21 protein-coding genes and 4 pseudogenes are annotated in these 25,309 nt (G+C 48.6%); all 25 read right to left on the bottom strand.

Going from position 1 to position 25,309, the window contains the following annotated elements; translation table 11 throughout:
* Nucleotides 1–384 precede the first annotated feature (384 nt).
* Nucleotides 385–753: a DUF6201 family protein gene (locus IYV58_RS11965; RefSeq protein ID WP_170100378.1), complete on the bottom strand. Its 369-nt coding sequence runs from the start codon at nt 751–753 to the stop codon at nt 385–387.
* Complete coding sequence (locus tag IYV58_RS28470; RefSeq protein WP_087829218.1) at nt 750–932, bottom strand: DUF6402 family protein; 183 nt, start codon at nt 930–932, stop codon at nt 750–752. The genes IYV58_RS11965 and IYV58_RS28470 overlap by 4 nt, the downstream gene beginning before the upstream one ends.
* A 1-nt stretch (nt 933) precedes the next feature.
* Entirely contained in the window at nt 934–1,431 is a 498-nt protein-coding gene (locus tag IYV58_RS11955) for a DUF6402 family protein (protein WP_170100377.1), read from the bottom strand.
* A 15-nt stretch (nt 1,432–1,446) separates the two neighbouring features.
* Entirely contained in the window at nt 1,447–1,674 is a 228-nt protein-coding gene (locus IYV58_RS11950) for a hypothetical protein (RefSeq protein ID WP_195729631.1), read from the bottom strand.
* 186 nt (nt 1,675–1,860) lie between these two features.
* Nucleotides 1,861–1,980: pseudogene (locus IYV58_RS11945) on the bottom strand (type VI secretion lipoprotein TssJ); the annotation flags it as partial.
* Between the two features lie 59 nt (nt 1,981–2,039).
* Nucleotides 2,040–3,245, bottom strand: coding sequence for a T6SS immunity protein Tli4 family protein (locus tag IYV58_RS11940; RefSeq protein WP_195729630.1), 1,206 nt, complete (start codon nt 3,243–3,245; stop codon nt 2,040–2,042).
* Entirely contained in the window at nt 3,242–4,351 is a 1,110-nt protein-coding gene (locus IYV58_RS11935; RefSeq protein ID WP_227676913.1) for a hypothetical protein, read from the bottom strand. Before IYV58_RS11935 ends, IYV58_RS11940 begins: the two co-directional genes overlap by 4 nt.
* A pseudogene (locus tag IYV58_RS11930) lies at nt 4,351–4,710 on the bottom strand (contractile injection system protein, VgrG/Pvc8 family); the annotation flags it as partial. The gene IYV58_RS11935 and the pseudogene IYV58_RS11930, both read right to left, overlap by 1 nt.
* Before the next feature lie 32 nt (nt 4,711–4,742).
* Nucleotides 4,743–5,262 (bottom strand): annotated as a pseudogene (tssJ, locus tag IYV58_RS11925) (type VI secretion system lipoprotein TssJ).
* An 18-nt stretch (nt 5,263–5,280) separates the two neighbouring features.
* The gene (locus IYV58_RS11920; RefSeq protein WP_195729629.1) at nt 5,281–6,033 is read right to left on the bottom strand and encodes a hypothetical protein; all 753 of its coding nucleotides are present in this window, start codon (nt 6,031–6,033) and stop codon (nt 5,281–5,283) included.
* 51 nt (nt 6,034–6,084) lie between these two features.
* Entirely contained in the window at nt 6,085–6,627 is a 543-nt protein-coding gene (locus IYV58_RS11915) for a hypothetical protein (RefSeq protein WP_087829309.1), read from the bottom strand.
* 68 nt (nt 6,628–6,695) lie between these two features.
* Nucleotides 6,696–8,012 (bottom strand): hypothetical protein, encoded by a 1,317-nt coding sequence (locus IYV58_RS28305; protein WP_227676912.1) that lies wholly within the window; start codon nt 8,010–8,012, stop codon nt 6,696–6,698.
* A complete protein-coding gene (locus IYV58_RS11900) occupies nt 8,012–8,530 on the bottom strand; it encodes a DUF4123 domain-containing protein (protein ID WP_170100372.1) in 519 nt (172 codons plus the stop codon). Before IYV58_RS11900 ends, IYV58_RS28305 begins: the two co-directional genes overlap by 1 nt.
* A gap of 1 nt (nt 8,531) precedes the next feature.
* Entirely contained in the window at nt 8,532–10,847 is a 2,316-nt protein-coding gene (locus tag IYV58_RS11895; RefSeq protein ID WP_195729628.1) for a type VI secretion system Vgr family protein, read from the bottom strand.
* 4 nt (nt 10,848–10,851) lie between these two features.
* Nucleotides 10,852–11,376, bottom strand: a complete 525-nt coding sequence (gene tssJ / locus IYV58_RS11890; RefSeq protein ID WP_142445341.1) for a type VI secretion system lipoprotein TssJ — start codon at nt 11,374–11,376, stop codon at nt 10,852–10,854.
* A 156-nt stretch (nt 11,377–11,532) separates the two neighbouring features.
* On the bottom strand, nt 11,533–12,615 hold the full coding sequence (gene tssG, locus IYV58_RS11885) for a type VI secretion system baseplate subunit TssG (RefSeq protein ID WP_142445342.1): 1,083 nt from the start codon (nt 12,613–12,615) through the stop codon (nt 11,533–11,535).
* Nucleotides 12,579–14,348 (bottom strand): type VI secretion system baseplate subunit TssF, encoded by a 1,770-nt coding sequence (tssF, locus tag IYV58_RS11880; RefSeq protein WP_142445343.1) that lies wholly within the window; start codon nt 14,346–14,348, stop codon nt 12,579–12,581. The genes tssG and tssF overlap by 37 nt, the downstream gene beginning before the upstream one ends.
* Nucleotides 14,349–14,381: 33 nt before the next feature.
* A complete protein-coding gene (gene tssA / locus IYV58_RS11875; RefSeq protein ID WP_142446081.1) occupies nt 14,382–15,989 on the bottom strand; it encodes a type VI secretion system protein TssA in 1,608 nt (535 codons plus the stop codon).
* Between the two features lie 81 nt (nt 15,990–16,070).
* Nucleotides 16,071–19,442, bottom strand: coding sequence for an ImcF-related family protein (locus IYV58_RS11870; RefSeq protein WP_142468568.1), 3,372 nt, complete (start codon nt 19,440–19,442; stop codon nt 16,071–16,073).
* On the bottom strand, nt 19,435–20,643 hold the full coding sequence (locus IYV58_RS11865; protein ID WP_142481050.1) for a hypothetical protein: 1,209 nt from the start codon (nt 20,641–20,643) through the stop codon (nt 19,435–19,437). Before IYV58_RS11865 ends, IYV58_RS11870 begins: the two co-directional genes overlap by 8 nt.
* 2 nt (nt 20,644–20,645) lie before the next feature.
* Complete coding sequence (locus IYV58_RS11860; RefSeq protein WP_142445347.1) at nt 20,646–20,909, bottom strand: PAAR domain-containing protein; 264 nt, start codon at nt 20,907–20,909, stop codon at nt 20,646–20,648.
* 107 nt (nt 20,910–21,016) lie between these two features.
* Nucleotides 21,017–21,211 (bottom strand): hypothetical protein, encoded by a 195-nt coding sequence (locus IYV58_RS11855; RefSeq protein ID WP_142446084.1) that lies wholly within the window; start codon nt 21,209–21,211, stop codon nt 21,017–21,019.
* Nucleotides 21,212–21,333: 122 nt separating this feature from the next.
* Nucleotides 21,334–22,170, bottom strand: a complete 837-nt coding sequence (locus IYV58_RS11850) for a hypothetical protein (RefSeq protein ID WP_195729627.1) — start codon at nt 22,168–22,170, stop codon at nt 21,334–21,336.
* A gap of 26 nt (nt 22,171–22,196) precedes the next feature.
* A pseudogene (locus tag IYV58_RS11845) lies at nt 22,197–24,389 on the bottom strand (glycoside hydrolase family protein); the annotation flags it as partial.
* A gap of 7 nt (nt 24,390–24,396) precedes the next feature.
* The gene (locus IYV58_RS11840) at nt 24,397–25,116 is read right to left on the bottom strand and encodes a hypothetical protein (protein WP_195729626.1); all 720 of its coding nucleotides are present in this window, start codon (nt 25,114–25,116) and stop codon (nt 24,397–24,399) included.
* Nucleotides 25,117–25,309: the final 193 nt, after the last annotated feature.

Below are 25,309 nucleotides of genomic sequence, written 5' to 3'. Positions count from 1 at the left end.
CAAGGATGGATATTTTAGTTTAATGAAGGCTGAGAGAAATATTATTGAAATAATAATATACCGCATGTATAACATTACAAATCCAAGACCGACACCTCTACTTCGAAGTGTGAAATGATCCATATGCCATTTGTAGCCGAAATAATGGGCAGTGACAACAAAAATGCATCCAAGGACTGCAATTAAAATATTTACTGCAACGGTTTTATTTTTCCCAAATTTCATATTTTTCCAACTATTGCCAGTAAGAATTTCCTATAAAGATGGGAATTTTCTATCGGGTATTTTGACCTCAGGAAACGATCCGGAATGATTGATCACTTCTTAAACTAATATTGAAAATCATATATTGCCCCTAATTATCTCCATGTTTACGGATTTATGTCACTTAGTGAATTCGTATGATTCATAGCCTTCTGGTCCTGGGTAAAGTAAAGAATGGCTATCACCGTACTGGAATTCTATACCGTCATATGCTCCCATGTTGGAAGTACCATAATACGGTGATGGTTTAAAAACCACCTCACCGGATGCATTGTAAATAATGAAAAAATAATCCTCATCCTTTAAGTACTTATAAAGTGACATAGGGGAAATTATTCCTCCATGGTAAACAATTACTTTATATTCATTGTCAGGGCTATTAATCTCAAATACTTTTGAATATGAAGAAGAAATAATTGTTGATGGTAGAATGATCCATGCAACCAATAATACCACGATAAATAACGCACTAGAAACTCGCTTCATCATAAAACAATCACCTTATCCTTTGGTAAGGGCTCCAGCCATAAAACATCTGAAAGCACTATAAAATCACCTCCAGTGTTATGCTTAGTCTGCCATTTTCTAAAGTCCGCGTTGAAAACTGGAACAAAACCAGTAAAATCTCTTGCCAATACGCCCCAAACGCCAGATAAATAAGTTGACATATTATAATGCGGATTCTGTTTTGTCTAATATTCTGTTTTTACTCCAAATGCCAAGTGGTTCTGGAGTCTTGCCTTCGTCAACAAAATCATATGTGTCTTTGAGATAAAATCCTAATTTATCGACGGTAAATATATTCTCACTTCCACTTTTACTTGTTTTTCCACGAATGCATACTTTCAAAGTAGAGTTCTCCTTAGCACCATACCATTCATTCACAGTATCGAACTTGCTACCAATTACTAAGATGTTGACCTGGGCATTCGCATCAAGCTCCTTGATATGTTCAGAATAACCCAGCGCAATATCCTCTTTTTCAAGCGAACCTTTCTTACCTAATTGAAACTTCAACCGCTTAATGCGTTTTTCACTTTTCCATATACGGGAGAGTTCGTTTATTCCATTTTTAACCTGTTCATATTGAATTGCCCATGATATTTTAATTATGTCACAATTAATTTGTAATACAATCAGAATAAACAAGGCAACCAAGTATAACAAGTGGTGGTAGTCCCTTCATGCCTGATTTACCTCATTATTATCACCGGCACTGTTATCCGCTAACAGCTGTGTATCGTCAGCAGATACAGCATTGCTGGCAATGAGTCGCATATTATATCGAATGATGTTATTCTCTCCTTCGGTCCAGTATATAGGCAGAGCAGTGAAATAACCTTTAATTGCATGCAGGGAACCGTTGTTCTGAAATTTATAATTTCGCCAGAAAATCTCTGAGAAGGGCATGCTACTCCTTACAAAGCTTTTAATCTTGTCACCCGTGTTCATTACTGGCCATATTGAGGCGGGTATTTCATTAGTTTTGTACTTTCGGTATCAGAAACCGAAGGTGTTATTTCAGCAGGATAGGGATTGCTGTCAATATAATTTTTCAGAATAAAATCAAACACTATTTCATAGGTCTCAGCATTTTAGCAGCTCTTTTGATGCCAGTACGTCGTCCTTAAGTACCGTATCGACCTTGCGCAGCAGTGTCTGGTAATCGGCGTCATCAACCGCTTTACGATCCCTGAGCTGATAGACTCGCGTCATAAGAGTAGTACTGGGTGAAAATAAAGGAAAAGAAAATTGCGGAGCTAATAATCAATGGATTACCTTCTCTTAATCGAACTGATAATATGTTCAGCCATTTTTTCTATTTCGTCCTTATCCATTGGCGGCTGATTTTTAAGCCGACGGCTGTCCTGCATAACATAGAGCAGTAAATCTGGTTCCAGGTTTCTGGCTTTATGATTGCCCTGCACATAAGCCGCATAGCCATAGTTAATATAATTCAGCCGGTTACTCACATGACCTTTATAGTCATATACTGGAACATTTTTGTATGTGCCTTTAACAAAAGTTCCGGTCCCGTCACGACCATCCATCTTAATTGAGCGCCACTTTGGTTTTATCAGCTCTTTTGAAGTTGCTCCCGCTTGGAAATCCCAGCTCCACAGCCAGGCCATGTAATCCTTCTCATTCAGGTCGTCTTCTTCTCCTGCCTGCGGATTCATCATCCCCAGGTCCTGGAAAAATATGGTCACATCTGGGTGATTTTTCAGACGGTAAGTGACGGCCATATTGCGTTTTTCATGTCCGGAATCCCCGGCGATAAAACCATAGGGTAAACAGAACCCCTGTTTTTCCGGAACTTCGTAGAGTTTGCGTGGCTGAAAACGTTTAAGCAATGAAAGCATCTCAGGTCTGCTTTTGTTCAGTTGCTCATCAAGTGATTGTACTTTATCTGCCTTTTTAAAAATAAACAGTCTGTTGCCATTGTTTACAAATAAAGAATAACCACCCGAATCAGTGGCTGAAAAAGCATTGTCGTAGTTATCGATACTGTACGCAAGTGATCTTTCAGCAATATCTTTTGGTAATACTGGAAGTTTCATTGATAATTTGTGGTTCCTTTTATCCCAGTAGTCCTGTATTCGATTGTCAGTACGCTCTTTAAATTCCTTTTCATATTTCAGCAAATCGATAGTCGATTTGTTTTCAGAGGAAACTACAACGTCATAATCTGCATAATGGAATACTGAGAATTGTGCCTGAACTGTGTCACCATTACTCTGATATCGATTTTCACCGAAAGATATTTTTGGAAACAAATAACGCGACACCAACGTGTTTTTTTGCCACGCTGGGTTTTCGAGTGGGTCAATGATTAAATTCACGGGATATAAAGCCACCTCCAAGCCATCAGGCAACAGCAACTGATAATAACCAATGCACTCACCCTTCCATTCCTGTGCAATAATACAATCAGAATAAACAAGGCAACCAAGTATAACAAGTGATGGTAGTCCCTTCATGCCTGATTTACCTCATTATTATCACCGGCACTGTTATCCGCTAACAGCTGTGTATCGTCAGCAGATACAGCATTGCTGGCAATGAGCCGCATATTATATCGAATCATGTTATTCTCTCCTTCGGTCCAGTATATAGGCAGAGCAGTGAAATAACCTTTAATTGCATGCAGGGAACCGTCGTTCTGAAATTTATAATTTCGCCAGAAAATCTCTGAGAAGGGCATGCTACTCCTTACAAAACTTTTAATCTTGTCACCCGTATTCATTACTGGCCATATTGAGGCGGGTATTTCATTAGTTTTTGTGCTTTCGGCATCAGAAACAGAAGGTGTTATTTCAGCAGGATAGGGATGGCTGTCAATATAATTTTTCGGAATAAAATCAAACACTATTTCATAGGTCTCAGCATTTTTTTTCGCCAACATCTGAATCTTCTCCCAGCCTTTTTTCAGTGCCGGTTTATCCAGCACATCTGCACACTCTCCCGCTGCGCTGCCCAGCCATTTACGCCATGCATTTTGTCTCAATTCTCGCGCAAAGTTTCGGGTCGGTGCAGCAACGCCCGTCCCATCCAGGTCCGTATAACAATGGGCTGTATCGGATATCAGTACCGCAACCTCCAGTTCAGGAACAGAGGTTTTCAGCGAATGATCCGGATAAGGGTGACGATAACTGTTCCAGCGAAACACAAAGTTACGCACCAGGTCATAAACCGCAGGCCCTTCAATTTGCATTTGGTAGTCCTGCCAGGGCATCCGGGGCTGGACCGTCGGCTCCAGATAGGTACTGTCCTTTGACGTGGCGGATGACTGCAAGTGCTGATGGCTGAGCACGTTATCGATAATGTGCTGTACACTGTCAGCCTGCCGACGCTCAGCTTTTTGCCGTTCATCCTGCTGGTTATCCCGCCGGAATCCCCCTGCCGGGATGACATATACCCCCATGGGGTTGTAACTGCTTTGCCGCGAAACAGGCGGGATGCACGAATTGTACATATTCATCCCCTGTCGTCCGTCTGCATTTGCCTGCAAACCATAATGGTTATCATAGCGTCCGTAGACCAGGTTAATACCGCCGACAAACGCAACTTCTTCATCAACAATCACGCATTTGCCGCGCCGTCGAACAGACCCGAGGGCTCGCTGTACGGCAGTCGCACGTCAAACCGGTAGTTAAGCTGGCTGTCGGCAAAAATGTACGTATCCAGCTCACGGGTGCCGTCCATCTCCGTGCGCCAGTAAATCCCCACCTCGGACAGAATGCGCCGGATAAACTCCAGGTCCGTTTCCCGCCACTGGGTGATAATTTCACGCGGCGGGTATGTATGCTCCAGTCTGAATTCAAAATCAGGACCTTTCAGACCGTGTTTACGCAGCACCTGCTCAACCACCTCAGGAACGGACTGGTTCTGATATACCGCGCACTGTCGGGTGTATCCCAGGAGCGCCAGACGGGAACTGAGCGTCTTCATCCATGGGCATACAGTTATCCATCACGTCACTCCTTCACCGGCACGAGGCTGAGCCAGCCCTCACCCAGTTCAATCGTGCGGGGTTTGTCCGGGTCCAGGTCGTCACGGGTCAGCACCAGGCGCCAGCGGTTGTCCTTCTGATCCGGGCGGTTAAACAGTCCCACCACAGCCACGAACTGAGCGTCTTCATCCATGGGCATATTGAGCGTCACGCTGCCTTGGGCATCACCAGCAGCGATTTTGACGCCAGTACGTCGTCTTTAAGTATCGTATCGGCATTACGCAGCAGTGTCTGGTAATCGGCGGCATCAACCGCTTTACGATCCCTGAGCTGCCAGACCCTCACCATTGCCGCCAGCGGGGTCTGTGCGCCATCGGCGTTGATGGCCGAGCGCGGGGTAAAATCCAGATGCAGCGTTTTAATTTTCTTGTAAAGATGGATTTCGTGAGGCTGACCGTACCGTCCGTGACGGTCTGAGTCAGACCGCAGCCTGCGAGCAGACCACAGGCAATAAGCGTCAGCGCCCACCAGTGTGGAGATGTGATGGAGGTGTTATGAAATTACTATTGATGCGAACCATGATTAACCTGAAAAGAGGCGTAAGACGACACAATAATATTGTGTCCGCTGATATCGTCGTTATTAAAATATTTCATTAATGGTTCAGTAATAAGATGTCCACGAAAAACATCCTGTTCAAATGAGCAACCAAATAAAAACATAATGAGAATCAAATATGTTTTATGACTATCTCGCTTCAGTTTATATCTTTCACACCCCACACCTGAAAGAGTAATTAAATCATTTACAGCATCATAGCCAGCAAAATCATACCGCTGTGGATAAATACCCCTTAATAATTCGTGTAGCTCTGCATTACTGGAACTTATTTTTTCGGGGAGGAATTTAACACTGTAATCTTTAAATTTTTCTAGGCTCTTCTTAAAAAAACATCCGTTTACCCCATAAACTCTTGCAAGATAATCATCCAGTAATCCACAGCACATTATGCTCCGTTCTATCTGCGAGAGAACTTTTTGCTCTTCCGTTTTCAACCACTGAAAAAGCGGATCACACTCGAAGTTCATCCCGAGTATAATCATCATATCAATATAGAGACGAATGGGTCCTCTTTGAGTGTAACCGGCTTTTCTCGCAAGAGTGATGCCCAGTTGAATACAAGAACGAAAATCCTCTTTTCTGTACAGGGAAATCAATTCCGGAAAAATAACTCCGCAATGCTCAGTGAGCTCGCCAATATAACTTTCAAAAGATATTTTTTTTAGCACATCAACCTGACCGTCACTGAATTCCATTAAAATAAATCCTCGGAAATATAAAAATGCCTCACTTGATAACAAATGAACTTACTTGATAACTTTACCTGCAATATAATCCCTGTAAGAATATTGAGCCGGAGATGTTGAATGCCAGTAACCGGCCTTATGAACAAAGCCAGAATAAGGAAATGAAAACCCATCTTCATATGGTTCCCTTAATACCTCCACTTCATAATCAATACCCTTATAAGTGAAGAAAAAAAGAAAATAATCATTAACTGGAGTTAATGTCTTGGCATCAAATTGCGTTCTGAGATACTCACAAGAGATATTATCTTTCATAGTTTGAAAAAAAATCTGATTATCCATTTTATAAAGATCCAATAACTTTGGTTCAAGGTTAATCGACCTCCTGATAGCCTCCTGCAAAGTTAGTGTGATACGGAAATCATTTAGTTTCTCGATATGTATATATCTAACATTTAACAAATACGCATCATTAATTTTCACATAATGTGAATCTTTAATCCATTTACTAGCATCAAACCACTTTTTCTTACTCGGCCACTCTGGATCGTTCTCACTATCTGGAGTAACTCGAACATACATTTGATATTGTTGTTGATTCATATAGTATCCTCCATAGCTCAAAACCACTAAAATTAATATAAAAGTTAAGACTCCCCACTTTCTTTTTTTCATGACTCTCTCCATTCCAATGGAATATATATTTGCAAACCTTTTTGTAACCCGATAGGTGTGTTACCTGTCGTCGGAAAACGCCAGGAACCATTGGGTGCAATAGGACCACCATTATTGTCCTCATTTGCATTCCTTTCTTTAATATCTATATTCCGTCTGACATTCTCATCATAGTCATCAGGTTTCTGCGGTGGTTCCGCATTTTTGTTTCCCTGAGCTAAAGATTCTTCATACTTTGATAATTCCTCTTTATAAACCCGTATTGTCTTATCATAATCATTTGCTAATTCTATTTCTTTAGCAGTCCCATAAACCCCAACATAACTGGAGCGCATCTCAAAAGCGTTTACCTTCACATCCCACGTATCAGCCATCTTCTGTGCCGGACTTTGTTCTTGCCCTGCATCTTTTCCAGACAAATCATCTCCATCAACGGATATGCCAGCCCGACAGGCATAAGTAACCACTGTGGCATCATAATCAAAAATAGATTCATATACTCTTTTAATTTCAGCAGTACCAAATAATCCTTCATCAACATCATCCCCCTGATAATGAAACGTCGCATAATCAATTATGCCATGACAAAAAAACACCATTTTTTTAATGAGTCTTCTCTTTTCCTTGCGTTGATTCAAGAATGAGACAAATTCGCTATTATTTTTTACATATATAACGCGGGAACTTTGCTTCTCTGCATACTCATTGATTTTAAGGATATCGTACTGGTTGTATCCCTGTTTAAAAACCACCATAATGCGTTGAATTGAATCATCTCCTGTGGTCGGTAATGGAAACTCCCTTAACTGCCGCAAACCACAGTTAATAAATCGATATTGATTTCCTGGGCTATCTCTAAAAAAATTTTTAGGGTTCATTGACCAGGGCGCGGTCCTGGCCGATATTACCGTTATATAATCATATCCACTACAGTATGGAACCTCTCTCTCTGGATATTTTGGTGCGGTAACAAGAGATATTTTTCGCTCATTAACTTCCTTTAATGTTCCGAAATTGTTACCTCTGCGACGGTATCCTTCTGCTAACTTTCCAACGAGCGCAAAGAATTTTTGAGGCTGCGATGTCTTAATTCGCTCTGTTTTTCCTTCAGTATCAGTTTTTCCGTGGGTGTTGTGTTCTTCTTTTTCAAAATGAACCGACCATGGGATCCCATTAAGACTGACCGTCTCACCATCTATGGGAGTAAGCTTAATTTGTTGGGTAAATTCCTGATTACATCTGGCAGCAGGCTCTCCTATTTCACCCGTGCAGTTCGGCATAGTTGTCGGGTCTAATGATGAGTTTTCGCTCATTATAATTCCTCCGTGGTTTCTTTATCTCTGGGATAACTGATAATGTGACCTTCGCTGAGAAAGCACCATCGCAAGGAATATTTCATTAACTGATTAAACTGCTCTGATGACAAAATCTCAGGGAGTATTTTCAGAACTCGACAATCGTAAAAACGAAATAATCCTCTCTCGTTCGTAGGCAATGAAACCATCAGGACAGATTCCAGATGACAGGCAAATGTTACAAAAGGTTGCTCACTGATAATCCATGATACCGCAGGATATTTTTTTTCCAACTGAATGATCTTATCTAAATGTTCTCTTGCCAATTTTGACACATGAAGCAACCATGGTCCGGCAAAGGCAAGGATCTTATCTTCGGGTAAACTGAAAAGTGAGCGACTGTTTTTATCTTCTTTAAGCGGCTCATCAAAAAAACGGTCGAACTGAATACCATCCACCAAAGCATATAAGTTCAAAGATTCATTTTTTTCTCTCAGTAGCGCAAATTCACGAAGTGCGTAATGTTGTTCTGCCATATCAATTCCCCCTCAATACAATAGGGGTTCCATTCATTGCTGCGTCTATCAAACAGCTCAGGCACAATCCTTTTTCTCTGAATGGAAGTTCCATACTCGCCGCCCCCGCCGCCATAGTCCGCTTCACCTTCCGCATATACGACGCCGTCGTACCATACTCGACCTTCCCGGCCTCAAGTCGCAGATAGCTTCCGCCGCCGATCAGCGTGATACGTTTTTTTCCGGCAAAGGAGATGTCACTCGCTGAGCTCAGCGTCAGCTTCTTCTCAGCAAACAACCGCATGTTAGCGTTTTGCGCCTGAACATCGATTGGCCCTTCTCCGGATTTCAGGCTCAGTTGTCCGGTACGGGCAAAGAGCCCCAGCTTTTCTCCGGCCAGAGTGGTCAGATTGCCCATCGTTCCGACGCTGATATCGCCCCCGGCGTTAAGCGCCAGGTTCCGGCCAGCGGCCAGCTGCATATCTTCCCCGCTGGTCAGAGCCATGCCTTCCGGTGCCGAGAAAAGCACCGCTTCATTGAGCGGTTTAAGACGCTGCTCGAACATCTGTATCTGGCTGTCGACATCCCCCTTCAGCGCCTGCGCCTGTTCCGCGGCGATTTCCAGCTGCTGCAGCTGCTGATTAAGCCTGTCGATTTCCTTCAGCGCGGCATCTATATCCAGGGCCTCACCCTGGGCTTTCGCCTGCGCATCCGCAGCGACAAAAAGTCCCTTGCCTGCCCGCAGGGTTCCCCACTCATCGGTGCGCAGCTCGGTGCCCTGACCGCGAAGTTGCCCCTTGCTGTCCACCAGGTTCCCGCTGTTGAGCTGCGTCTTGCCGTATTCCGTGGCGAGCTTGATGTGCTCCTCACCGCGCTTGTCTTCCATCCGCAGCTTGTTGTTCGCTGGTGTGCGTAACACGTTACGGGTAGGGTTGTCGCGGGTGACGTGGTCCGGGTGCTCCGAGTCGTGCAGCGCATACGCGATGTACGGTAGGTCAATATCACCACTGCTGTACGCTATCGCCACTTCGGTCCCGTCGATGAGCGGCGTGTGCCAGCCCAGCGTGTCTCCGGCATACGGCTTCGCCATCCGCAGCCACAGGTAGCCGTACCCGGGTTCCGTCCCTTCCCGGTCGAAGTCGAGCTTCACCCGGTAGCGCCCCTGTTCGTCCAGGTGTGCGTAGATATCGTTCTTCTCCCGGCTCTCAACCCGGGCCGGAAGCGTGCCGTGGATTTTCGGACGCGGGATTTCCACCGGGCGGAAACAGTACCGTTCGGTGTAAGGCATGCCCCATAGCGACACATGCAGACGGGAATCACGGGCACCCCGGAAGGTCACGAGCGTGAGGACAACACCCTCTTTCAGGGCCGTAATGACGTCACCCTGCGGCTCCAGCACCTGCCCGGGTGTGAGGTGTGCAGCATTGCTGAACAGGTGAATGCGGGCAGACCTGTTGAGCTCCCGCTCGTGATGAAGCCGGGCATAAAATGCACCGGATTCGGTTTCCGGCTCCGGGCTGGCGTCATCGCCCGCTTCACGATACGGTGCCGCGTAGCGGTAATGCTCCCCGGTGGTGACCGCATCACTGCGCACACTCACCGCCGCATCCATCGGCGTGGTGGCGGTCCGGTAGTTGTAATCCCGCGTGACGACAGAGCCGGTGGCGATGTTGTGCCAGGTCCGCACATCCCAGACCGATTCTGCCGCGCCGTCGAACAGGCCCGAGGGCTCGCTGTACGGCAGGCGCACATCAAACCGGTAGTTAAGCTGGCTGTCAGCAAAAATGTACGTATCCAGCTCACGGGTGTCGTCCATCTCCGTACGCCAGTAAATCCCCACCTCGGACAGAATGCGCCGCATAAACTCCAGGTCCGGTTCCCGCCACTGGGTGATAATTTCACGCGGCGGGTAGGTGCGCTCCAGGCGGAAGTCAAAATCAGCTCCCTCCAGCCCGTGCTTGCGCAGCACCTGCTCCACCACTTCCGGAACGGACTGGTTCTGAAACACGGCGCACTGCCGGGTGTATCCCAGGAGCGCCAGGCGGGAACTGAGCGTGAGCCGGTAGTGAGACTGGTCTTTTGATGTGGACAGCCATTCCAGGCGGGTCACCATGCCGTGAACACTTTTGCCGCTCCGCATCCGGAAGGTGGCATATTTCATCAGCACCTGTTCCGGGGGGATGTTCGCCTGAAGCGTTGTGAACTCGATGTCCCACCGGAAGGGTTCGCTCAGTGCTTCCCTGCCGTAAAAGCGCAGAACATCCGGCTTCACCGAACTGTCATTGATATCCAGAAAGTAACGGGTCTGTCCGTCAAAAAGCGCTAACCAGTTATCCATCACGTCACTCCTTCACCGGCACGAGGCTGAGCCAGCCATCACCCAGTTCAATCGTGCGGGGTTTGTCCGGGTCCAGGTCGTCACGGGTCAGCACCAGGCGCCAGCGGTTGTCCTTCTGATCCGGGCGGTTAAACAGTCCCACCACAGCCACGAACTGAGCGTCTTCATCCATGGGCATATTGAGCGTCACGCTGCCTTTGGGCATCACCAGCAGCGATTTTGACGCCAGTACGTCGTCTTTAAGTATCGTATCGGCATTACGCAGCAGTGTCTGGTAATCGGCGGCATCAACCGCTTTACGATCCCTAAGCTGCCAGACCCTCACCATTGCCGCCAGCGGGGTCTGTGCGCCATCGGCGTTGATGGCCGAGCGCGGGGTAAAATCCAGATGCAGCGTTTTAATTTTCTTGTAGAAAATGGATTTCGTGATGCTAACCGTACCGTCCGTGACGGTCTGAGTCAGACCGCAGCCTGCGAGCAGGCTACAGGCAATAAGCGTTAGCGCCCAGCAGCGGGTTATTGTTGCCATTCAAAAGTTCCTTTTATCCCCTTCATACTTCTGATTGCAGATGCGTTGGCTGCACGCGCTCGCCCCGGTCACATAGTTATCTATACTCCCGGGGACTCATGCGTTTGCCGCCTTCCTGCAATCAGAATTATTTTGGGGAGAATGAATGATTGATGATTAGTCGAAGCGGTAATGTCCGTCTTCAGCGGGGGTTAAAGCAGAGCATTGCAACCCTTCATAGCAGCCCAGATTGACGGTGAGACTCTCCCGGCTATTGCTGAGTTTGCCTGCTTTCAGGCCGAGCAAACCGGTGCGACCCAGTTGAATGCGCCTGCCTTTGCCAAGGCGAGGCTCAGGCAGCAATCGAACGGGGACGGTGAGACGCAGTCGGGCATCACTGCGGTAGCCGAGATAAACGCGTAACAGAACCAGCAAATCGGTATGGAGCAAACCACCAGGCAACCAGCCTTCCGCCTCGACCGGATCTTTCGTTTCCAGCGTCAACAGTACCCGGCTGCATGCTTCTTTTGCGGTTTTGCCCAGCGTGGCCCGCTGCGAAAGGCGGATGCGCTTTCCGGCACCCAGCCCGCTACGGTTATCGATATGGACCTTCACCGGATCCGGTTCGGTGATAATTGCCCGGGTATTCGGTGCCAGCAGGCTCACCAGGGCCCGGATGCCTTCTGCATTGCGGGTGGGTAATCGCATGGTGCCCAGCAGGGCCAGAAAGCGGGAAACCGGCGTTGCCACCTGCTCAGCCGTTCCCGGTATACCGAGTCCCACCAGCCCCAGCAGACACTGAGATGTGGCATCGCGGCCACCTGCCTCGAAGGTGGCCGGGTACGCGTATTTTCGCCAGATCCGATAGTACTGGGTGGTGATGCGGTGGCTGAAAATATCCAGAAACGAGGTGACTGCCTCGTGCCCTTCGCGGCGCTGCGCAATGTCGTCCAGCCAGGACGTTGGCAGAGGGGAGTCCACGCCATACATCCCCAAAAATGTCGTACGGACCGTTGGGGGCAATGTCGGGTTGTCTTCGTCGGTCTCCACCGCTTTCAGGGTACTGACCGGGAATCCCATACCAGGCCAGGGCCTGAATCGTACCGGATCGTTGGCCGGATGGCTGGTGGTGCCCAGTTTCGGCGCATCCGGATTTTCCTGTTCCAGCAGTTGGCAGAAACGATAAAAATTGGCCCGCCAGATATCTTTGCTCAGGACCAGTGTCAGCCCGGTACGTGCTGGCTGTGATTCTCGCGCCATCTCAGTCGTTTCCCTGTCGGTTGCAGCACCAGCGTGAGCTGGTTAAAGAGGTGAATATCCGCATAGAGCGCAAAGAACCGATGCAGCATCTCGCCGAAGAAATTCACATCGCCCTCGCCTGCAAAATTGTCCATGTTCAGCGTGACCTCTATGTCCACGCCCCGAAGCATAAAGCCCTTCTCAAAGCGTCGGATCAGAGTGTGCTTCACCGCGACGATAGCGTCGAGCCGACGGCGGTTCATTTCATCGTTGGTCCAATCGTACAGCGCCAGCGTGCCCCGCAGAACCTCAGGATTGTCCATCATGCTGAGGAAGTTTGAGCCGAGGTGGCTCATCACCCGCCAGTGAAAACGATCGTTTGCAGGGGGATACAGCGGCATCGTCGGTGCCGTGACGTTCAGTACCCTGACGGGCACCTTCCCGGTTTTGACCACCCTGTCCAGCAGGGTACTTTCCAGTGCCTTACGCGGAAGCTGACCATTGGTACCGGTGATCCGCATCGAGAGCGACTCTGGTTTCTCAGACAGCAGCTCCAGTTCGAACGAGCGGCCGCCGAGGATCAACCAGGTGTCATACAGCCCGGAGGGACCCCGCTTCACACGGGTATGGAAATAACGCTCTGGTGCATCGTGGCGCATCATTCCGCCACGGTGCCGGAAGCTGGTGAATGGCACATAGGGGTGTTTGCCATTCTTCACCGCGCCATGGATATTATCGACACTGTAAATCTCGGTGTGACCATCCTGAAGACGCAACGGCCTGAGCAGATATTCATTCTCCAGTGGATCAAGGGTCAGCGGATCGGCTTCCAGGGTAAAGAGATTGATAACTGGTACACAGTGCAGCCGGAAGTTTTCCGTTTCAAAAGGCAGATCGGATGACCAGGCTTCACTTAGCACGATGTCGATTTCAAACCAGGAGCTGGCTTCAGTGAGTCCGATGGTGTCGAGACCGCGCAGCTCCACAAACATAAATTTCGGACGGAAGCTGAAATACTCCAGCAGCAGTTGGTAACCGCTGAAGGCTGTATCTGCTTTCTTCCACAGGCCGTCATTGTCGTCAAAGCCCATGGGTTTGCACCAGCCATCAAACTGATGACGTTCGGTGTATGTCCCTGCATGGCGGGCATACATGGCGTGGACGCGACGGGTCATTGCCAGATGCAGCGCAGAGCTAACCGGACTCTCTGCGTTAAGGAATATGGCGACCTTGTCGATCCCGGCTTTACTCCAGTCCACTTTTTCAGGGCATTCGAGGCGCAGACGGATAGCAGAGCGGCCATCGGTTTCCGTGTGCAGGCGCGCGTCCGCAAGATGAAGTGGTTGTAGCGGTACATCGCGGGTCGTCCGGTACTGACAGGCGGTTTTATGCGGCCCGACAGGCCGTGACAGAACGGAGAAGCCTTCCGCCAGCATTTCGGCCTGACGCAGACTACGCCAGTCAGGGGAGAACTCAACGATGGCCAGCGACGGGATGGTCCGCATATAGTGCGGCCACAACAGACTCACGAGCCCTTCGGTCAGTTCCGGCAGGTCATCATCCAGCTTTTCACGCAGACGACCCATCAGGAAGGCAAAGCCTTCAAACAGACGTTCCACGTAGGGATCGCGGGCGCCGGGTTTATCTAGATTAAGCATCGCAGCCCGATCCGGATGGGCGAGGGCAAACTCTTTACCGGCTTCTCGCAGGTAGCGCATCTCTGCTTCGTAATAGCGCAGGGTTAAATCATCCATGCACGGCATTCCTGAAAATGATTAAAAAAAACATTAGCCACAGAGCACCATGGCGCGGGCCGGATCGATGGCGATCAGACCCGCCAGTAGCGTATCCATCTCAGGCATCAGACGGGCTTTATCGGATTCGCTGCGACCGGCTTTCAGGCGCAGCAGTTTCAGGCGGCGAGCCTGGACTTCAAACAACAGTGCAGGTTCCCAGTCTTCCAGCGTCAACTGCGGCGCACTGGTGGTCAGTTCGCCAAGAAGATGAAGCGCCATATCGTTTCGACCATACTGCTCTGCCACCCGGGCCATCAGCAGGCGTATCAGCCAGCGATGGCGTGGTGTGTCCATCCCCGGTCGGGACTGGAGCCAGGCAAGCGCCGCCTCAGGTCCTTCCGCGTCACCTTTTTCCATAGCTTCGGATTCAAGAAGCAGCACATCGTCAGACTGGCTATTAACAACGGTGGCCGGTTCATCACCGTACAGCTGGCCTTCCTCATTCACTTTTTCAGCGATCCAGGCGGTGGTGACTTCATCAGCGAAGGAAGTTCCGTCATTCCATGCCAGCCCTTCAAGGCCAGGAAGGCGCTGAAGAAGAAGCCGCAGATCGAGAAGGACGGAGTTTGTCCAGGCATCCCACGGGTGACCGGCATGGCTGAGCCCCTGCCAGAGATACCACTGGAGATCGAGCCAGAAATGATTCACTCCCTCGCAAAACATCTGGCTGGCCTGCTCAACCAGTTCAGTCCAGTTTTTCTGAAGGTAGAGCCGCTTGAGTTGAGCCCGGTACTCGGCCTTCGGTGGTACCAGACGGGTGCGCCCGCTACTGTCCAGCGGAGGGATCTGTTCGACCGTATCCCAACGCACGGTCTTTATCAGCCGGTGAGACGCCAGCCAGCCCTGCGGCTGCTCGCTCAGCCAGCGGGAAAGTAACTTTGCCTGGTCGAGTAAATCGCGGCCGGATTTTACCGCTGACAGTTGTGGTGAATCCGAGTGGGCAGCTTCACGCCCGTGCTCCTGAGTACTGCTGTTCTGGGGGACCAGCGCTTCCATACCACCCGAACGTGCCAGGCGGTTTTCAAGCGCGGTACAAATCCCTGCAAAGGACGGTTTCTCGGCTTCCGGCCAGTCTGCCACTGTGGATTCAAGCAGGCTTATGGCTCCCGCCGTCATACCGGCATCATTGCAGTCGACTTCCGGCCATAACAGCAGTGCATCAATCACTTTTACACTGTTCAGCCACTCCAGCGCCGCTTTCCGGGCAGTGGGGCGCCGGGGATGGCAGGCCTGCCCGTAGCGGGTCAGCATCGCAGCAAGAAGCAGTAAGCCTTCGGACAACCCTTTTTCACCGTCGCGACTGAGTCGGGCCTGCACGTACCAGGTCACAACACGTATGTCTTTGGCACATTCGCAAAGACACTTCTGGGCCAGCTCGCACAACAGCGCTGAATCAGTACCTGAAATCTTATTGATCTCTTCACGCATCAGCTGAAAATTATCATCGTATGCGGGGTCATCCCCGGTTTCAGACCCGGAGGTGAACGGGTGTAGCCAGTTATCCCAGAGTGGCAGGGCATCATTTGCCCGGGAGATAAGACGCTGTCTTTCTTCCTGGCTGGTGGCGCAGGCATTTAACAGATCTTCCGGTGAACTCATTCTTTATCCCTTTTGTTAGTCTCTTTCATAAACCTCACAACCGCTTCCAGAGAATCGTCGTTATGGGCTATTTCCCCATCGTTACCGGCGCTCTTCAGCGCCAGCCGCGACGCTGAAGATAGTGTCGGGCAGCGTGAATCCCTGAAGCTTCAGTAAGGCAAGCGGACCGTCGCCGAGCTCGCTGCGCATGACGAACTTCAGCGGATTCCCGTCCGGGGTGATCCACACCAGTTGCGTCCGGCTGGCATCAAGAGGCGTGATCAGGGCTTTGTCCAGCAGGCGAATGAAGCCCCAGTTGCCCTGGTGACTGACGTAGAGTTGCATACCACTGCTTACACTACGCCAGCTGAGCGACACGCCTGGAAAGTAAGTATTCCCAGGCCAGGTGAAGCTCTGCCAGCTTTCCATCTGATTGAAGTAATCCAGGTTCTGCTCATCGAGGGTAAGCTGCACTCTGGCAACATCCCGTGAAGGACGCGCCATCAGTTCGAAGTGAACCCCCGCATCGCCCTGAGAAAACACGATATCTGACAGGTCCGCCAGCTGATTAATCGCCCGGAGAAAATCCGGGCTGACAACCATTCCCTGGCTTGCGGAAGGATCAACGACCCAGCGACTCCCCTCCTGGTGGAGGATCCCGCCAAGATTAGTTTTCAGGAAGGTAGTGATTCGGCCCGAGTCGCTACGCAGGAACTGAGCCAGTAACGGCAGGGAGGCATCGCTGCCGGTGGCTTTAAACGGGTACCGCCCCGCAAAGGCCTTGTTCCACTGTTCGACAATGCTTGTCTGCCAGCGGGCATTGAGGCTACCTGCAGCCGGAGCAAGTATCTGTCTCCAGGCCAGATCCAGCGGTTGCACAAACAATGACTGGCCGAACCCGTTCCACTCCTGACCCAAGCTCGCCGCCACCAAACTGCTATAGTCACGCGTATCGGTCAGATCGATAGCTTTACCCTGGAACACAGTCTGGGCCAGCATCTGCGACATAGCCTGCGGATCCGGGGCGCTGGTGACCTGCTGAAGCTTCAGCCGCACCTGGGTAACGCGGGCCAGCCAGGACTGGAAACTAAGGTTACCGTTGGTACCCGTGCCCTCTTTACCTTCCATGAATCCCGTCAGTGGTCCAAAAACATCCTCCAATGGACTTTTCGGCCCCTGCGCCTGCTCAATGAACTGTCGGGTATATTTTTTCCGGCCAACCAGTTTTTTCGCTGAATCCACTATCGAATCAGCCAGTGCCTCACCCTTCTCTCCTGTTTTTCCTTGCCAGGCCAGCGTATTCATCAGGGCCACAAGCGGAGACTGACGGATATCACCGATCAGACTTAGCTGGGCAATGGCTTCAGAAAGAGACGTGGCTTCCTGCCACTGAATACTGTTGACCATGTTCAGCCAGGCATTACCAAAATCGGTAAAGTAGCGTTCTGTCAAGCGGGCCTTCAGCGCCTCCGGGGAGATATCACTTCCTGCCTGGTGCGTTTTATCCGTCAGGACCCAGTCGATTTCATCACGTCGTGTCTTGACGACCTCGTTAATTGCATCCTGGACCTGCTCTTCCCAGGCCTGGCGCGTAAACATTCCGGGGACGATTTCGTCAGTGCTGAATACTGTTGAGGCATCGGTGTCGCCGGTCATATCTGCAAGCGTCAAATCAGGCCAGTTGCTGGCCACGCGCTTAAGCATGTCCTGATATAACCCGGACTCAGCGTTCCGCTGGCCAATCTGCTTGAGCAGGATCTGACGGACCGTGCTTATTAATTCAGCGTCAGGCTTAATTTTCCATTCCGGATGTGCCGGGAGGTTTTGCGCATAAAAGCCCAGTAGTTTTGGGGCTATGTCCTGCCATGTGCCATCCGGCACATTCTGGCGTTTCGGTAAGGCTTTCAGGACGTTTTTTGCCAGCCAGCTAGCGTCCGCTTTATCCGGACGGGCCAGCATCAGATAACTTTTGAGCACGTCGTAGGTATGCTGTGTGCCCTGCGTACGTGCATCGCTGGCTGGAGGAAGTTGCACAAACGCATTCAGCTGCTGCCTGAGACTATCTGCTGTGGCATCCCTCATCAGCTGCGCGTTGTTTTTCGCATACAGGGGCCAGAATGCGGCCAGCGTATCGCTGTCCTGATTAAGACCAAAACGGGTGTACCATGGAGCGCCGGTCGCCTCACGATGTTGCAGACGGGCAATAGCTTGCTGGAGGACGAGCTGGTTGTGCAGGCGTTCAGCAAGTGGTTTTGCGGTATCCGCTGCCTGCCTCGCCGTTTCCTGCGCCTGATAAATCTGGGTACGGTTAACGATCAGGGACAGCAGGGTACCAGCCCCCCACAGAACAATCAGGGAAAGCAGAATTAACCGCAGCATCTTCAGCCAGTCGATGCCCAGCTTCCTGCCGCTGATGGCATCACAGTCATCAATGACGGCTTTCCATGTCGGTGTGTCGAGGTGCGTGTTCGGTACCGTTCCGGCAACGGCCAGTTCAGGGCTGAACATGACACCGCGTAAACGCCAGGCCGCAGATCCCTGCATCAACCCGCTGAGCAAAACAGTCAGACTGGCTTTCAGTTCGTGTTGCAGACGGGAAGATAACTGAAGCAGGCCGTTATGGGCCGGATTATTCTGTATTTGTGCCATACCGGCTTTTTGCAGGCGCTGAGACAGCGTAGTCAGGGCCTTATCCGCCTCTTTTACAGTGCCTTCCGGTCCGAATATCACCCCTGTCGCAGCCGTTTCCGCGTCCTGCTGAGCACCTGTAGCGTTGTCAGTCAGCCACAGCCAGACAGGCGCCTGCCAGCCCAGCAGGTGGTCGGCTTTCTGTCGGCAACGCAAGAAGGCATCCCGCTCGCTGTCCGTCGGGAGGGCTGAGATACTCATCACCTGAACGATGCCATCAACCGGCAGGCCGGGGCGCAGACGCTTCAGTTTTGAAAGGAAGATCTCATCCGGAAGTGACTGCGCGTCACCGCCATAAATCAGGACGTTACCGTCACCTTCCTGCCACAGATCATGACACAGGCCCGGGGCCGCTTTCTGGACGTCGTCCGGGTTGCCCATCACCAGCAGGAGTCGCACTTTACGCTGCCAGCGGCGTCCATAGCGAAAGCGCAGGTGTTCAGACACAACGTCTTCGCTGAAAACCGGTTCATCGTCGTCGTCTTCACCAGGAATAGGGGTCGTCAGCGGAGCGCCACTCTCAGCCTTTTTCTGACCCCACTGGAAATACAACCCGGATTTACCGGCGAAGTCGAAAGCCTTCTCAGTCAGCCAGCCTAGTAAAAACAACGCAGCAACCATAACGGCGCATAATGTGAGTATGCGCTGGCCATCATAGGGCCCGAAGCCGGTGGCAGAGGCCACACTTTCCGGAAAGGCATAAAACAAAAATGCCACGATGACCGTCAGGAAAAAGGCGACAGTTACAACGGAGCCGATGAGAGTTTTTACTTTTACCTTAGACATTCCTGGGCGATTCCTTGCGAACTTCTTCTTTGGTGATGACGGCGATCCAGACGTCGTCTTTGTCAGCGGTGGGTTGTGCGGCGATAACCTGCGGGCCATTATCGTTACATGCAGCAGAGGCAAGAATAATAGCAAGCCAGGGGGCGGCGCATCTGGCATATCCCAGAGCGGGATCAATACCATGATTGTCTTTTGACAAGCTGAATGTCACCCCGTGATCTTCACAAGCCATATTCCATCCACTTCCGCCTGAAAGGACTGGTCCTGTATACCAGGCTGCTTTTAATATTTCAGGGGCTGTTGCGGCCCATAAAAGTGCCCTGTCCAGCGTTTTTATAAGCCCGGTTTCCAGGCCCCTTTCAGGGCGGTGGAGACATACGGCATCAGGATAACCAACAGCCTTACGGTTGCTGAGCACCACAAGGGTTATGGCATCGGCGTCGCCTTCATCAGGCTGCGCTGGCAATGAAAACGTTACTCCTGCAAGGATGCCTGGAGTATCCCAGCGCTGGTCCAGCCAGGCATCAAACCCCGCCAGACCTTTGCCCGAAAGGAGCCTGAAAACCCGCCCGGTTTTGGTAGTGAGTTTATTTCTGAAGTGCTCCTCCAGTTTGGGTCGGATATCCTCGTCACAGTCCAGCATCAGGCAGCAATGAACATCCTTCGACAGAGTGTCGGTAATTTTTTGTACATGGGAAACGAGTGTTGACGTGGCGGAGATAAGTTCTGTATCCAGATCTGTCTGAAAACTGGCTAAGGCTGCATACCTGACAGCGGCTTTGGAACCCCGTGGCGTTGAGGCCTCTGAAGCTGGAACGGTATGATTAAGTGCTTTCACCAGTGCACCAGCACTATTTCCTGAATAGTGTTGAACGTATGTATCGAGTATCCAGGCACAGCGCTGGCCCCGACGAGTTTCGCGATCAATAAGCGCTTCGCGTTCCACATTCCGGGACTCAGCCCCCACCTGCTCTGCTTTGTATGCAAACCGGCGCAGGGAGAAAAGCAGTCCCCAGAGACAGAAAGGCAATCCCAGGGCAGTAAACCAGAAAATAAAGCCAGTGCGTTCTGTCGTCCAGTTCCAGAGCGTTAGAGCAATCCCTACTGACATGACAAATGCCAGGAACAGCAGCCATCGGCGGGTATCAGGTCGTGGAACCTTCGCCGCCTTTTCAGGGATGGTATCAAGCAGGACTGGCATACTCAGGCAACCCTGGCAGGAGCAAAAGAACTGATCAATGTGCAGCCACAGCCACATCTATGACCGTGAAAGGCAACCGGGATCCCGTTATCAAGATAATCAGGGTTGCCTTCGATGATAGTTGTCGGACCATGTCCCGGTATCGGGCAGGAAACCATATCTCCTTTACGCGCCACGCCAATCCCACCAAATATCATGGTGCCAGAACAGGTCATGACTGAACCACCGTGAGTGGTCTTGTCGCCTTTTCGAATAATTTGCAACATTTGTATCTCCATTAATTTATTGCATACAGGGCAGAATAAATTAATATTTATTACTCAAGTGTCTCAATCCTGACCCAGAAAATAAGATGTAAACCTTTTTATAAATTTTATGTTTTCCTGCTAGGAACAATGATTCTCAAGTATGTATTTTTTACAGAGATCGCGTTTTTATACTTAAATGAATTATTTTTTGCATTATAATCAGATAAATTTAAATTATTGTCTAAAATCGCATTGGTATGAATATTCCCTTTTTTATCATATGTATATCCATATACTTTATAATAATCACCTTCGTCCATGCTTCCTCCCCAGGAGACCAGACCAATGATATTCATTCCTGAATTAATATCAATAAAAATAACAAATTACCTCATTAATAAAACCAAACACCAGGCGTTTTTTTGTGACACGACTAAGATAACTAATATTGTGTATCCGATTCGATTACTACGTCAGCACTATTATTTTTATACTTAATGGAATAGCGGATAGACTCATTTTCTTGTTCAATTATTATCTCTAGCGTGTTGCGATCAGTCCATTGATAAATGGTATATCCTCCATCAACAGGGTATTTAATATTTTTACTCGGCAACTTTTCCTTTAACGCATGTTGATAATGACTGAGCGCACGAATATTGGAATACACTTCAGCTATGGATTTATGACTAAACTGACAGCTATATTTACATCTTCCATCGTAGGCCGCGCCTACCGCAGCGTCTTTACAGTATTGCCAAAAATCAATTTTATCTTTATTCCCCGATGTTACATTCCCAGTTTTTTTCTTCATGAACACCACATAGTCTTGTTCAGAGAAAAACAAATTCCCCTTAGCCTCTATGAGTTCACTGTACGGTTCGGGACATTCTTCACCGGGCCTGAGAGATGTCAGGACAATAATATCATCCGTCAGAGGCATTCCTTCCTGTGAAAATAGTGCCTTATACATTGCCACCGTATCTTTAGAGTAAAAATAAGAAAACAATGTTTTATTTATTCTCACGAAATTGATAGAGCAGATATTTCCTTTTTCCAGTAGGGAATTCTGAATGGTGAGAATGTTTGAATCAGTGACGATCTCAACCTGTCGAAACTGCGTTGTCAGATTGCGAACCCTGTCCGCATCCGTCATTCCTAAGACAGTAGAACTGGAGACTTTATCAAAAACCCATACATCCTTTGCCTCACTCACCTGGATACGAGCGCTAAATGATAAAACAAAGAGGATGTAAATCCATAATAGCTTTTTATTCACAATAGCATTCCTTGTATTACATTCTGTCAATGAGAAGAATCATAAACATTGTTATTGAATAAATCCCACTCTTTCCTACGGCGCGTCACCAGGCCAGTGGTACCGTCATTGGTAATATCGAGGAATTCGTCCGCTGCACCAGCATAATCTCCGCTATTAAGTTTCGATTTGAGTAAAGGTGCTTTGCGTAAGGAACCGAGATTGAACAAAAGGCTTACCAACGCATCAAACTCGTACTGATAGAGATTCACCGTTACTGAACTCTTAAGTTCATTTACATATGTGGGCAGTCTTTCTTCAAAAAGTTCATCGGCGCGGGCACACGTGATGCCGTCTTTAAATTCGTCTGACAGAACGATATCCTCACACTTGCGCCTTGCAATTAAGTGACCATAACCAATGGTGCAATAGCCCTCTGAATCATTATAAGGTTTTGACTTAAATGACTCCCATCCTTTGATAAACGCTTTTCCTTCATCTGAAACCTGTAACTGGTTTATATCAATCCGGTTTCCATTTTTGACATTTTCACTGAAAGTGTTCTCGTAACCTTCGCGCAATATTTCCAACGGATCACGTAAGTCATTTCGTCTTCTGTAAGGGAGATCTAATGTATTGTTTGGAGGCGATTCAGACTCATTTCCAGGATAGTATTCAAAATGTAGCATATAAACAGTCTGCCCCGCTATAATGCGGGGATGCCTGTTTGTTTCTGGAGAAATCATTAAACCTGTTTTAGCTATTATACTACCTTGACTCACGTTATCCCCTACATTAACAGTAATACTATTAGGATCAACCTCTCCATAACGTGCAAAAAAACGTCTGTTATCATTCGTTTTATGCTCGATTGTTATTTGTGATGTTCCCATATAATAAGCTGTAATGCTTTTGACTGTTCCGTCACAAACAGCGACAACTTCTGTCGAAGGTTCTGTATACAAATCACGAGCAGCATGTTTACGACTCCCTCCGCTTCGATTTCGACCAAATATGGCCTGAGAGGCATTGCTGTCACTTAAAGATGCAGCCCAGTAATAATTTTTCCAGACTCCATTAATATCATTCTTCGGTTTGACTTTAAGCGGAAATATAATCAATTTCTGATCGTTTGAGATAGCATCTAAAAACACTACCGGATGCATATGCCACGGCTCCGGCCCCAGCGACACGCCCTTTTCCGACACCGCCTTCATCCACGTCATTTTATCCAGAAACGCTTCCAGATACGTTTTCCACAACGGCGCATCTGTGGTTAAGGTATCCAGGTATGTCTTCCACAGCGGGTCATCCTTGCCGTAATACCATTCACTGGCGTGCTTCGCAATCACACGGTATAAGCAGTCACGATAGGAGACATTATGCACCGCCTGAAGATACTCCTGCTCCGAGTAATACCCGTCATGGTTATCGTCTATCAACGCCAGCAATCGCTGGTAGTTATATTTGTTCAGGGCATGATTGGTGCGCGTTTCATCCTGTGCCGCTTTATACAACTGCTCCAGAATACCCTTCACCACGTTATTCGGTTGTTTTATTCCATCAATCAGGTCAAAACTTTCCGGAGCCTTATTCAGTGTGACAAATCCGAGCTCACCAAGCGCATACTGCGATACTTTCTGAACACTGGCTGCGGCCAGCCAGCCATCTTCAGGACGTATCTGATAATATGCCGCATCCTTGTTACTGCTCAGCGTATTCCCCTCAGCATCAACGCCAGGGACTTTTGCCAGTGTCAGAATACCCGATATCTTTGTTTTACGACTGCCCGCAACCATTCCCCGCTCACCCTTTTCAAACAATGGTGCATCAGCTTTCCAGGTCAGATACACCGGCGCATCCTCTCCTGCTCTTCCGGGATTAGTGATGAACTTCTCCATATCATCCATGCTCAGGCACTCTATATGTACCTGGTAGCGCGAGCGTTTGCCGTTTTCTTCCGGTAGCTGATAAAAGCCCATATGCCCAAGACTGTCTCCGGCATTGACCGCTACAGGCGCTGAAGGTACATACACATCATTAAAAACGGGTTCACTACCGGATGTTGCCGGTGCAACCGGTGTCAGACTGTCGCAGTCTGATACTACCCATACCCGATCGCCCTTTTTCAACTTATCCTTATCCCGGCCCAGAGTGACCAGACTGAATGTTTTTGCTACATCGCCTGGATTTTTACCTGGACGGATGACCTGCTGTGCGGTATTACTGGGTTCACCGGATGCCCGTTTACTGGATTAGCTTCATATAAAAGATGAAGGGATAGCTTTTATTCCCTGTTGCATTTGACCATACTCCTTTAAATTTCCCATTGTCTAACAGACCATCAAACGTTTCTATTCCTTCAGGGACAGAGGCTGACAGCGTCAGCTTCTTACCGTTCCGACGACCGGTTACATTTATTTTCTTCTTCATTTTTTCATAAAAATAAAAACCAGAAACGTTATTGTTATTATATTCGAGATACAGGCCTATTCTGAATTTTTCGTTTAACTTACCTATGTAATTAGTTGAGTCAGATGCAATATCACAGTCACTTAAACAACCAATATCATTCAAATTTATAGAATCAATATCTTTATTATCAAGCAAAATTACAGGAAGCTGTTTTTTTTCAACACCATTAATAAATTGCGATAGATGAAATAAGATATCACTTCCTATATATTTATTTGGGGTGTATGCTAACTTAACTTGATTAACACATAATTCTGAGGCCGCTTGTAACAATAAGCCATCTTTTTTTTCAGGGATTTTTCCTGCCGATGTATCACATTCCTTGCCAGACCATTTCTTTACGTTATTACTGAAATCAATAGAACTCTCAATATAATAATATGTTACAGGTGAAAGGACTTTGTTTTCATACTTAAATGTAATAAACTCTATAGCCTTGGTGTTATCAAAATACTCTTTTGAAAAAACATATCTGTCTCCATACTTTTGCAAAGAGACATTTCCTGTCGTTTCATTCATATCAAAATAAGGGAGTATTTTTTTCCATTTTCAGTATCTGCCAATTCAACTTTGTAAGATACATCATTAATATTCCGTTCCATTTTCATAAAAACATCGCAAGAAGTACTTCCCTTTAGAGAACAGTCAGTGACATCTAAGTCAGCGTCTGCATGTACATAAAAGG

Source organism: Klebsiella sp. BDA134-6, assembly GCF_015601345.1.
GTDB classification, from domain to species: Bacteria; Pseudomonadota; Gammaproteobacteria; order Enterobacterales; family Enterobacteriaceae; genus Klebsiella; species Klebsiella grimontii.
This window is presented reverse-complemented; position numbering and strand designations above follow the sequence as displayed.

What these genes read in the sequence shown, in the direction of transcription:
- IYV58_RS11900 (WP_170100372.1), bottom strand. Translation starts at nt 8,530, where the DNA reads ATGGCAGAACAACATTACGCACTTCGTGAATTTGCGCTACTGAGAGAA.
- IYV58_RS11965 (WP_170100378.1), bottom strand. Translation starts at nt 753, where the DNA reads ATGATGAAGCGAGTTTCTAGTGCGTTATTTATCGTGGTATTATTGGTT.
- IYV58_RS11895 (WP_195729628.1), bottom strand. Translation starts at nt 10,847, where the DNA reads ATGGATAACTGGTTAGCGCTTTTTGACGGACAGACCCGTTACTTTCTG.
- tssF (WP_142445343.1), bottom strand. Translation starts at nt 14,348, where the DNA reads ATGGATGATTTAACCCTGCGCTATTACGAAGCAGAGATGCGCTACCTG.
- IYV58_RS11940 (WP_195729630.1), bottom strand. Translation starts at nt 3,245, where the DNA reads ATGAAGGGACTACCATCACTTGTTATACTTGGTTGCCTTGTTTATTCT.
- IYV58_RS11950 (WP_195729631.1), bottom strand. Translation starts at nt 1,674, where the DNA reads ATGCCCTTCTCAGAGATTTTCTGGCGAAATTATAAATTTCAGAACAAC.
- IYV58_RS28305 (WP_227676912.1), bottom strand. Translation starts at nt 8,012, where the DNA reads ATGAGCGAAAACTCATCATTAGACCCGACAACTATGCCGAACTGCACG.
- IYV58_RS11860 (WP_142445347.1), bottom strand. Translation starts at nt 20,909, where the DNA reads ATGTTGCAAATTATTCGAAAAGGCGACAAGACCACTCACGGTGGTTCA.
- tssJ (WP_142445341.1), bottom strand. Translation starts at nt 11,376, where the DNA reads ATGGCAACAATAACCCGCTGCTGGGCGCTAACGCTTATTGCCTGTAGC.
- tssG (WP_142445342.1), bottom strand. Translation starts at nt 12,615, where the DNA reads ATGGCGCGAGAATCACAGCCAGCACGTACCGGGCTGACACTGGTCCTG.
- IYV58_RS28470 (WP_087829218.1), bottom strand. Translation starts at nt 932, where the DNA reads ATGTCAACTTATTTATCTGGCGTTTGGGGCGTATTGGCAAGAGATTTT.
- IYV58_RS11865 (WP_142481050.1), bottom strand. Translation starts at nt 20,643, where the DNA reads ATGCCAGTCCTGCTTGATACCATCCCTGAAAAGGCGGCGAAGGTTCCA.
- IYV58_RS11855 (WP_142446084.1), bottom strand. Translation starts at nt 21,211, where the DNA reads ATGGACGAAGGTGATTATTATAAAGTATATGGATATACATATGATAAA.
- IYV58_RS11870 (WP_142468568.1), bottom strand. Translation starts at nt 19,442, where the DNA reads ATGTCTAAGGTAAAAGTAAAAACTCTCATCGGCTCCGTTGTAACTGTC.
- tssA (WP_142446081.1), bottom strand. Translation starts at nt 15,989, where the DNA reads ATGAGTTCACCGGAAGATCTGTTAAATGCCTGCGCCACCAGCCAGGAA.
- IYV58_RS11920 (WP_195729629.1), bottom strand. Translation starts at nt 6,033, where the DNA reads ATGGAATTCAGTGACGGTCAGGTTGATGTGCTAAAAAAAATATCTTTT.
- IYV58_RS11915 (WP_087829309.1), bottom strand. Translation starts at nt 6,627, where the DNA reads ATGAATCAACAACAATATCAAATGTATGTTCGAGTTACTCCAGATAGT.